Origin of the sequence: Paenibacillus humicus NBRC 102415, assembly GCF_004000905.1 — a bacterium.
Lineage (GTDB): Bacteria > Bacillota > Bacilli > Paenibacillales > Paenibacillaceae > Paenibacillus_O > Paenibacillus_O humicus.
Window position 1 is genome coordinate 47,443 of record NZ_BIMD01000037.1, and the last position, 8,206, is coordinate 55,648.

The following is an 8,206-nucleotide window of genomic DNA, read 5'->3' on the forward strand; positions in this document are numbered from 1 at the left end:
AATCCTACCAAGGAAGGGGCTGAAGGAACGTGATCGTCCAGGAAACAATGCTGCCGGGATTGAAATGGATCGAGCCGGCTGTCCATGGAGACCAGCGAGGTTTTTTTGTGGAGAGCTACAACGAAGCGCGATTTCGGGAGCACGGAATAACCCATCGATTTGTCCAAGACAATCATTCTCTTTCCGTGGAAGCAGGAGTATTGCGAGGACTCCATTATCAGCTTAATCCCAAAGCCCAAACCAAGCTGGTCCGTTGTACGGCAGGAGCGATCTATGATGTCGCTGTAGATATCCGCCGAGGCTCGCCGACCTTCGGGAAGTGGCAAGGATTTATATTGAGCGCCGCCAATCATCGCCAGCTGCTGGTTCCTCGAGGCTTCGCTCATGGGTTCTGCACGCTGGTGCCGAATTCCGAGGTTCAGTACAAAGTCGACGAGCTCTACTCAGCCCAGCATGACCGGGGAATCGCCTGGAACGACCCGGCTCTCGGCATTGATTGGCCTGTCCGCAATCCCGTCCTTTCGATGAAAGATGACATGCATCCCGCATTGATGGACGCAGAGATTGATTTCATTTACGACATCAACGGTTAATTCCAACAACCGGGAAGAAAGGGACGTTGCCAAGTGAAGCTGCTCGTTACCGGCGGAGCCGGATTTATCGGAAGCAATTTTGTGCTGTATATGGCGCAAAAGTACCCCGGGTACGAAATTGTTAACGTAGACGCTCTGACCTATGCCGGGAACCTAGAGAATTTGAAAGCTGTCGAACAGCATCCCGGATATCATTTTGTCAAAGCGGACATTACCAATCGCGCGGAGCTGGAGCCCATTTTCCAAGCTGGCGTGGATGTCGTGGCCAACTTCGCGGCGGAGTCTCATGTGGACCGCAGCATTCTTGAACCGGATGTATTTGTAAAAACGAATGTTCTTGGTACGCAGACTCTGCTGGATCTATCCAAGCAATACGGAGTCAAAAAGTTTGTCCAGGTGTCCACGGACGAGGTTTACGGGACTTTGGGGGAGACAGGCCTCTTTAAGGAAGAAACGCCGCTCGCTCCTAACAGCCCTTACTCGGCAAGCAAAGCAGGGGCGGATTTGCTTGTACGGGCCTATCACGAGACGTTCGGACTTCCCGTGAACATTACGCGCTGTTCCAACAATTACGGACCGTACCAGTTCCCCGAGAAGCTGATTCCGCTGATCATTCAGAACGCCCTGCAGGATAAGCCGCTGCCGGTGTACGGAGACGGGCTTAACGTCAGGGACTGGCTTTACGTGGAGGACCATTGCAGCGCCATCGATCTCGTCATCCATCATGGCGTGAACGGCGAAGTGTACAACATCGGAGGGCGCAACGAGCGAACGAATATTCATGTCGTCAAAACGATCTTGGAGGAGCTTGGGAAACCGGAAGCACTGATCCACTATGTCAAGGATCGTCCGGGTCATGATAAACGGTATGCCATCGACGCCGATAAAATCCGCAGTGAGCTAGGCTGGAGCCCGCAGCATGATTATGAATCCGGAATTCGGACAACCATCCGATGGTACCTGGACAACGAGGAATGGATGAAAGACGTGCTGAGCGGAAGCTACCAGAATTATTTCAAGCTCCAATACGGAGATCGCTTAAATGAAGCGGAGTCCACGGAATGAAGCCGCTGGAGGATGCGGGGATGAAAATGAAGATTCTCGTAACGGGAGCAGGAGGGCAGCTCGGCAAAGAGCTCGCCTTGTGGCCGAAATCGGACGAATTTGAAATCATCGGCTTGGATCGGGGGGCCTTGGACATCTCCTCCTGCGAGCAATGCCGCGAGGTCATCGGGAATCTTCAGCCTGACATCGTCATTCACTGCGCGGCGTATACGGCCGTGGATCAGGCGGAATCCGATCTTGAGGGCGCATATGCCGTAAATGCAACCGGGTCTGGATGCGTGGCGGAGGCGGCTGACGAGATCGGCGCCAAGCTGATCTATGTCAGCACGGATTATGTTTTCGACGGGAACGGAACGTCGCCTTACCGTACGGACGCTCCTGTCAACCCGCAAACCGTCTATGGGAAGTCCAAGCACGCAGGAGAAATGCTTGTGGAGACGTTGAACAGTCGGACGTTCATCGTGCGTACTTCCTGGGTGTATGGCAAGCATGGGAACAATTTCGTCAAGACCATGCTGAAGCTTGGAAAGGAAAGAGGAAGCGTCAAGGTCGTCAATGACCAGACGGGATCTCCTACCTACACGAAGGACTTGGCCCGCTTCCTGCTCCAGCTGGCAGGTACGGAAGAGTACGGGACGTATCATGCTTCCAATAGCGGGAGCTGCACCTGGTTCGAATTCGCTCAAGCGATATTTGAAGAGAGCGGTGTGGCAGCCCAAGCATTGCCTTGCACCTCCGAGGAGTTTCCGCGCCCTGCTCCGCGTCCGCGTTATTCGGTCCTTGATCAGAGCCGAATCAAGGAAATCGGACTGGAGGAGCTTCCGGAGTGGCGGGACGCTTTGGCACGATTTATTCATGAGATTAGGGAATAAACGCGAAATAAAGTCGGCTCATCCAAGTGATGGCCGGCTTTATTCCTATTCCTAGCTAGTTTTCCGGGTGGATCGGCTGAAAAGATCCCCAATCATCGCTCCTATGATCCAGGCCAAGATCATCAAGTTGGCATAAGCCATTCCAACCGCAAAATAGTGTTCCCATCCGCTAAGCGAGCCGTTGCCGAACCCGCCTCCTTGACGGGCTCCGCCAAAGCCTCCTTCGCGCATCCCTCCTGCGCCTCGTCCGGAGATATCCATACCGAAATTAGGATTGCGGCTGATGTCTACCCGCCCCTGGGCAGTTTCATTCATTCCGCTGTGCCTCGAGCTTCCGAACCCCGCGTCGCCGTTGCGGAAACGGGGGGAAGAGACCTCGATGCCCCCCCGCAGCCACTTCCCCCCAAACCCTCCATTCAGCACCAGCCAAATGTTGAGCGCCGTCGACATCGTGAACAGCCCGGCCGGAACTCCCCAGCGGATACGTTCCCGCCCAGGCTCCAGCAGGAACGGGATGAGCAGCAGGAACAGCATGGCGGGAACGCCGTAGCGCTCGTGGATTTCCGTCGGGAGCAGGAAGAAGGCCAGATTGACCAAAGCGGCCGCCTTCAGAAGATGAACGGTTTTAAGATCGCGCAAAAGCAGGATATAGGCCGCAACGAACAGGCAGACAACCCCAAGCAGGATGAACCCGAAGGTCTTATAACTGACGCCGCCAAAGAAAATCGTATCGTCGTGGACGGACGGATTCGTAAAGAGATGGTACCAAAGATTGAAAGCGTTCAGCGAAAGCTGGGGATACATATCCGTTGCGCTGAGATACGCCATGCGGACCATGTCGTCCAGCGCGCCTTTCATCGCGAACCAGCCTGCGGTCAAAGCCGACGGGATGGCAAAGCCGGCGATGAAGAGCAATGGACGGCGCCAATCGCGCCGGAGCAGCTGCCGGAGCAGCAGCGCCCCCAGGACGGGGAGGACGACGATGGCTTGGAACTTGCTCAGCAAGGCGACTGCAATGAGGATGCCGGCGGCTAGCGGCTGGGTCAGCACGAGCAGCACGGATATTGTCATCAGCGCGCTGTGGAACACGTCGATCTGTCCCCATACCGCTCCGTCCGCGAGCAAGGCGGGATTGAAGGCCAGACAGGCAAGCAGCGTCAGCCGGCGCTTGCAGGTCCAGCGGCGGAACAGCAGCAGCAGCGCTGCCATGGTGCCGAGATCGAACAGAATCGGAAGCATCTTGCTGCTCAGATGGGCGGTCCGGATCTCGATGCCGAGGAAGTCCAGAACATGCCCGTATCCTTCCAGAATGGCGATGAATACCGGGGGATAGTTCTGCATGTCGGAGCTGAGATAGGAGCCGCGCACGCCATGCTGCATGGCGGCTTCCATCCAGCGGATGAAATACATCTGGTCTCCTACATACCCCTGGGTATAGATGCCCAGCAGAACGCGTATGGCAAGCCCGCCGGCAACGAGGGCGGCAACCGCTGCATAGAATTGCCCGGGCCTCATCCCCCCCGATGGAATCCGGGCATTGTTTTTCCTGTCTTTAAACTCGCCGTCCCTCGGCAGGCTGTCGTTCCTCATTTGTCGGCTCTCCTTTCATTATTATTTTATTGCTCCGTCTATCCTGCTTGTACCATGCATGTCCGAGGTCTCTTCTTATGCATTCTGTCAGCAAGTCAATATTCCCGCTTGCGGTAGGTGCCTGGCGATAGGCCATAGCGATCGCGGAATACGCGGTGGAAATAGGTGTAGGTGCCGAAGCCCGATTCGTCCGCGATCTGCTCCAGCGTCAGCTGGCTGTTGTCCATGAGCCTGAGCGCCATAGCGAGACGGACCTGCTGGGCGTACTGCATGATGGAGCAGCCGATCTGCTGCTTGAACAGATGCACGGCGCGGGTTTTGCTGATGCCGGCATGGGCGGCCGCTTCATCCAGAGTGAAGGAGCCGGTGGCATTGGCTTCGACAAAATGTTTGATTTTCAGCGCCTGCAGCGCGGTCGCGCCGCTTTTCGCAGCCGGCGCCTCCGCGATGGCGCGGTCCAGCAGCAGGCAGAGCGCCTGCAGCAGAGCGGCCAGGATGGCCGGACTGCCTCCGTCGAGCCTGCGCCGCTCCAGCATGAGCTGCTGCCAGACGCTGTCGATCTTCCCGTCGTCCGCGATGCGGATCCGGGGAGGACGTTCCCGCATCTGCCACCATTCATCCAGCCAAGATCCGGTGGCCATGAAGTAATAATCCGCACTCGGACCATAGCGGCTGTCGGGGCCGGGAGCCTCTATTTGCAGATCGTAGGCATCTCCGGGACGATACATCAGCAAATCTCCTGGCAATACGGCCGTCATGGATCCGCCGATGAGCGCGCGGGCCTCCCCCTCCGTCTGCAAGCGGAGAAGGTAGGTATCGAGGGTCCGGAACGATTGGCGAAAAGGCTGCAGGTGCCTGGAAAAGTCGGACAGCGTCAGCGTAAGGGGAAGACGATCCAATGCAATCACTGCCTCTCTTATCTAGCATAATCTAAAAACATGAAGCTTGAATGAACGGGATGTTAGCAAATCTTGAACTTCGCAAACTTCGCAGCAGCTTGCCCGCAAGGATGGGAAATGGAGAGGGCGTCAATCCGAACGACCAGATTGTGGAGGTTCATAGCCATATTGTTTCTTCATCCGGAAAGGCCTTTCCTTTTATAATAGAGTCAATTGTACAGGAAGGGAGGAGAGGCATGAGGGAAGGAGCCCAATTGACCCGAAACAATGTAAGCGCATACGCTGCCCTGGAAGCCGGCATGGCAAGGGTGCTGCAGACGGCTGGAGACACGGGAGACAAGCTGCGGGAGATCATCGACGCGTATTTCGATCCGGAGCATGGAATCGGCTGTACGCTGTGCCGCTCCCATATTCAGAGCCGCGATTTCTCGCTCGGCAATTACGCCTATTTAACAGACGGTGACGAGGGGCTGGAAAGTTTCAACGTCGACCGCGACCACATGTCGATTCTGCCGCTGATCAAGCGCGCGGCCGGCAAAGCGGGGAGTTGCTTCCGGCTGTTCTCCTCCCCGTGAAGCCCTCCGGCCTTCATGAAGACGAATGGAGAGATGAGCCGCGGCGGGCAGCTCAAGCCGGAATACCGCCAGGTGGGCCGACATGTTCGTGAAGTATGTCGAGGTCTACAAGCAGGAAGGAATCGAGATCTGGGCGCTGAGCGTCCAGAACGAGGCGAAGGCTGTCAGGAAGGCGGCGTCCATCTCGGCTCCTGGGATACGTGAGAGCGTTACGGCCATGACATTCTCGGCAACCTGAACAACTGGACGACCGGATGGACGGATTGGAACATCGTGCTCGACGAGCAGGGCGGCCCGAACCATGTGGGCAATCTCTGCGACGCGCCGATCATTGCCGACACCGTGAAGGATGAAGTCATCTATGAAATCTCGTTCTACTATATCGCGCATTTCAGCCGTTATATCCGTTCGGGCTCGGTGCGCATCGGCCGCTCCCGTTACACGGACAAGCTGGAGCAGACGGCGTTCCGCAACCCGGACGGCACGATCGCGCTTGTCGTGATGAACCGCACGGATGCGGAGCTTCCTTATGTCGTGAGGCATCGCGGCGAGCTGGCGGACAGCAGCATTCCGGCGCACGGCATCCAGACGCTGCTGTACCGCTGATTCGGACGGCAAGCTCAACTTCTATTATTCTACTTTCGGAGGGACTTATAATGGCTAAAATCACTTTCCCCAAAGACTTTGTCTGGGGCACCGCGACAGCTTCCTATCAAATCGAAGGCGCCTGGAACGAGGACGGCCGCGGCATGTCCATCTGGGATACGTTTGCCCGCACGCCCGGGAAGGTCGTGAACGGCGACACGGGAGACGTGGCCTGCGACAGCTACCACCGCTACGAGGAAGACATTGCCCTGCTCAAGAAGCTGGGCGTGACTTCGTACCGCTTCTCCATCGCATGGCCGCGGATCTTCCCGCAGGGCACGGGAGAGGTCAATGAAAAGGGACTGGACTATTACGGCCGCGTCATCGACGGCTTGATCGAAGCAGGCATCGAGCCGGCCGTCACGCTGTACCACTGGGATCTGCCGCAAGCGCTCCAGGACAAGGGCGGCTGGGACAACCGGGAGACGATCGACGCGTTCGTGAAGTACGCCGAGGTTGTGTTCAAGGCTTTCGGCAGCAAAGTAAAGCAGTGGATCACGTTCAACGAAACCTGGTGCATTTCCTTCCTCTCGAACTTTATCGGCGTGCACGCTCCCGGCCACACGGACCTGCAGCTGGCGACGAACGTCGCTCATCACTGCATGGTCGCCCACGGCAAGACGGTTCAGCTGTACCGCAGTCTGGGACTGTCCGGCGAAATCGGAACGACGCATAACCTGAGCTGGTCGGAGCCTTACACGACGAGGCCGGAGGATGTGGAGGCGGCCCGCCGCTCGCGCGCCTGGGGCAACGAGTGGTTCCTGGAGCCGACGTTCAAGGGGACGTACCCGCAGTTCATGGTGGATTGGTTCCGTCGCAAAGGCGTCGAAGTGCCGATCCTTCCCGGAGACATGGAGACGATCGCGCAGCCGATCGACTTCATCGGCGTGAACTTCTACACGGGCGGCTACACCCGCTACAAGGAGAACAACGGGCTGTTCGACAGCGAGGATGTCCAGGTCGGCTTCGATCAGACGCATATCGGCTGGAACGTCTACCCGGAGGCGCTCTATAAGGTGCTGAGCTGGCTCCACGAGGAATACGGCGATACTCCGATCTACATTACGGAGAACGGGGCTTGCTGCGACGACAAGCTGGACGCCGACGGCAGCGTCCATGACGCCGACCGGGTCGACTACTACCGCAAGCATTTCATCCAGTGCCAGCGTCTCATCGACTCCGGCGTGCCGCTTGCGGGCTACTTCGCCTGGTCGCTGCTCGACAACTTCGAATGGGCTGAAGGCTACGCCAAGCGCTTCGGAATTGTATACACGAACTATGAAACACTGGAACGCACGCCGAAAGACAGTTATTATTTTATTCAAAAGGTCATTTCGGAAGGCGGGTTCGAAGTATAAATGAATAGCCAGGTTTCAGCGGCGCATTCGTCGCTGTCTCCGGACAAGGGCGGCAGCGGGGCGGCAGGCTTCGCTGCCGCTCCTGTCCGGGGGACGGTGAGCGTCCATATTGTGACTTACAACAGCGAAGAGGATATCGAGGGCTGCCTGGACTGCGTTCTGGCGCAGTCGTATCCCATCGAGAAGATTATCGTGCTGGACAATGCGTCCAGAGACGGCACGGTGGAGCGGCTGCGCCGCTATGAGGCGGGGCTCGCGCGGGAGCGGGAAAGAGACCTCCGAGCGGACCGGGAGCGGCATGCCGACAGCCAAGAGCAGGGGGATGAAGGCAGCCGATCCGGAAGCGGAACAGCCTTGCTGCCGTCAGGCGGCAACCGCGCGCGGCTCGTCATCATCGAGAGCGCGGTAAATACCGGCTTTGCCGGCGGCCAGAATCGCGCGCTCGCGGAGGCGGGCAGCGATTACGCGCTCGTCCTCAATCCGGATGTCAGGCTGCATCCGGACTATGTGCGCGGGCTGGCGGAGCGGCTGGACCGCATGCCCGCCGCCGGCAGCGCCGCCGGCATGCTGGTCCGCCAGCCGGAGGGAGGCGTCGGCATGCCTGCTGCT

Annotated in this window: 10 protein-coding genes; 8 read left to right on the forward strand and 2 right to left on the reverse strand. The window is 57.9% G+C overall.

What is annotated here, in order from left to right; all coding sequences use genetic code 11:
• Nucleotides 1–47 precede the first annotated feature (47 nt).
• Genes rfbC through rfbD form a run of 3 tightly spaced genes read left to right on the forward strand, consistent with a single transcriptional unit; the run spans nucleotide 48 to nucleotide 2,530 of the window.
• Nucleotides 48–593 (forward strand): dTDP-4-dehydrorhamnose 3,5-epimerase, encoded by a 546-nt coding sequence (gene rfbC, locus PHU01S_RS19165; RefSeq protein WP_127509328.1) that lies wholly within the window; start codon nucleotides 48–50, stop codon nucleotides 591–593.
• A gap of 33 nt (nucleotides 594–626) precedes the next feature.
• Nucleotides 627–1,658, forward strand: a complete 1,032-nt coding sequence (rfbB, locus tag PHU01S_RS19170) for a dTDP-glucose 4,6-dehydratase (protein ID WP_049868406.1) — start codon at nucleotides 627–629, stop codon at nucleotides 1,656–1,658.
• Nucleotides 1,659–1,684: 26 nt separating this feature from the next.
• A complete protein-coding gene (rfbD, locus tag PHU01S_RS19175) occupies nucleotides 1,685–2,530 on the forward strand; it encodes a dTDP-4-dehydrorhamnose reductase (protein ID WP_127509331.1) in 846 nt (281 codons plus the stop codon).
• 51 nt (nucleotides 2,531–2,581) lie between these two features.
• On the opposite strand, the gene PHU01S_RS19180 is transcribed toward rfbD, so the two are convergent.
• Both PHU01S_RS19180 and PHU01S_RS19185 read right to left on the reverse strand, forming a co-directional pair.
• On the reverse strand, nucleotides 2,582–4,120 hold the full coding sequence (locus PHU01S_RS19180) for a putative hexosyltransferase (protein WP_127509310.1): 1,539 nt from the start codon (nucleotides 4,118–4,120) through the stop codon (nucleotides 2,582–2,584).
• Nucleotides 4,121–4,215: 95 nt separating this feature from the next.
• Nucleotides 4,216–5,028 (reverse strand): AraC family transcriptional regulator, encoded by an 813-nt coding sequence (locus PHU01S_RS19185; RefSeq protein WP_218032476.1) that lies wholly within the window; start codon nucleotides 5,026–5,028, stop codon nucleotides 4,216–4,218.
• 227 nt (nucleotides 5,029–5,255) lie between these two features.
• On the opposite strand from PHU01S_RS19185, the gene PHU01S_RS19190 reads away from it, so the two are divergent.
• The 5 genes from PHU01S_RS19190 to PHU01S_RS26715 form a co-directional block, all read left to right on the forward strand.
• Nucleotides 5,256–5,594 (forward strand): hypothetical protein, encoded by a 339-nt coding sequence (locus PHU01S_RS19190; RefSeq protein WP_164763123.1) that lies wholly within the window; start codon nucleotides 5,256–5,258, stop codon nucleotides 5,592–5,594.
• 82 nt (nucleotides 5,595–5,676) lie between these two features.
• On the forward strand, nucleotides 5,677–5,832 hold the full coding sequence (locus tag PHU01S_RS19195) for a hypothetical protein (protein WP_127509319.1): 156 nt from the start codon (nucleotides 5,677–5,679) through the stop codon (nucleotides 5,830–5,832).
• Complete coding sequence (locus PHU01S_RS19200) at nucleotides 5,829–6,200, forward strand: glycoside hydrolase family 30 beta sandwich domain-containing protein (RefSeq protein ID WP_307721814.1); 372 nt, start codon at nucleotides 5,829–5,831, stop codon at nucleotides 6,198–6,200. The genes PHU01S_RS19195 and PHU01S_RS19200 overlap by 4 nt, the downstream gene beginning before the upstream one ends.
• A 50-nt stretch (nucleotides 6,201–6,250) precedes the next feature.
• Nucleotides 6,251–7,597 (forward strand): GH1 family beta-glucosidase, encoded by a 1,347-nt coding sequence (locus PHU01S_RS19205; protein WP_049868401.1) that lies wholly within the window; start codon nucleotides 6,251–6,253, stop codon nucleotides 7,595–7,597.
• Nucleotides 7,598–8,206: glycosyltransferase (locus tag PHU01S_RS26715; protein WP_246029280.1), on the forward strand; the 609-nt coding region annotated here is incomplete at its 3' end. It abuts the gene before it with no gap.

Coding starts and splice junctions, on each gene's coding strand:
- rfbC (WP_127509328.1), top strand. CDS start 48: ATGCTGCCGGGATTGAAATGGATCGAGCCGGCTGTCCATGGAGACCAG.
- PHU01S_RS19190 (WP_164763123.1), top strand. CDS start 5,256: ATGAGGGAAGGAGCCCAATTGACCCGAAACAATGTAAGCGCATACGCT.
- PHU01S_RS19205 (WP_049868401.1), top strand. CDS start 6,251: ATGGCTAAAATCACTTTCCCCAAAGACTTTGTCTGGGGCACCGCGACA.
- PHU01S_RS19180 (WP_127509310.1), bottom strand. CDS start 4,120: ATGAGGAACGACAGCCTGCCGAGGGACGGCGAGTTTAAAGACAGGAAA.
- rfbD (WP_127509331.1), top strand. CDS start 1,685: ATGAAGATTCTCGTAACGGGAGCAGGAGGGCAGCTCGGCAAAGAGCTC.
- PHU01S_RS19195 (WP_127509319.1), top strand. CDS start 5,677: ATGTTCGTGAAGTATGTCGAGGTCTACAAGCAGGAAGGAATCGAGATC.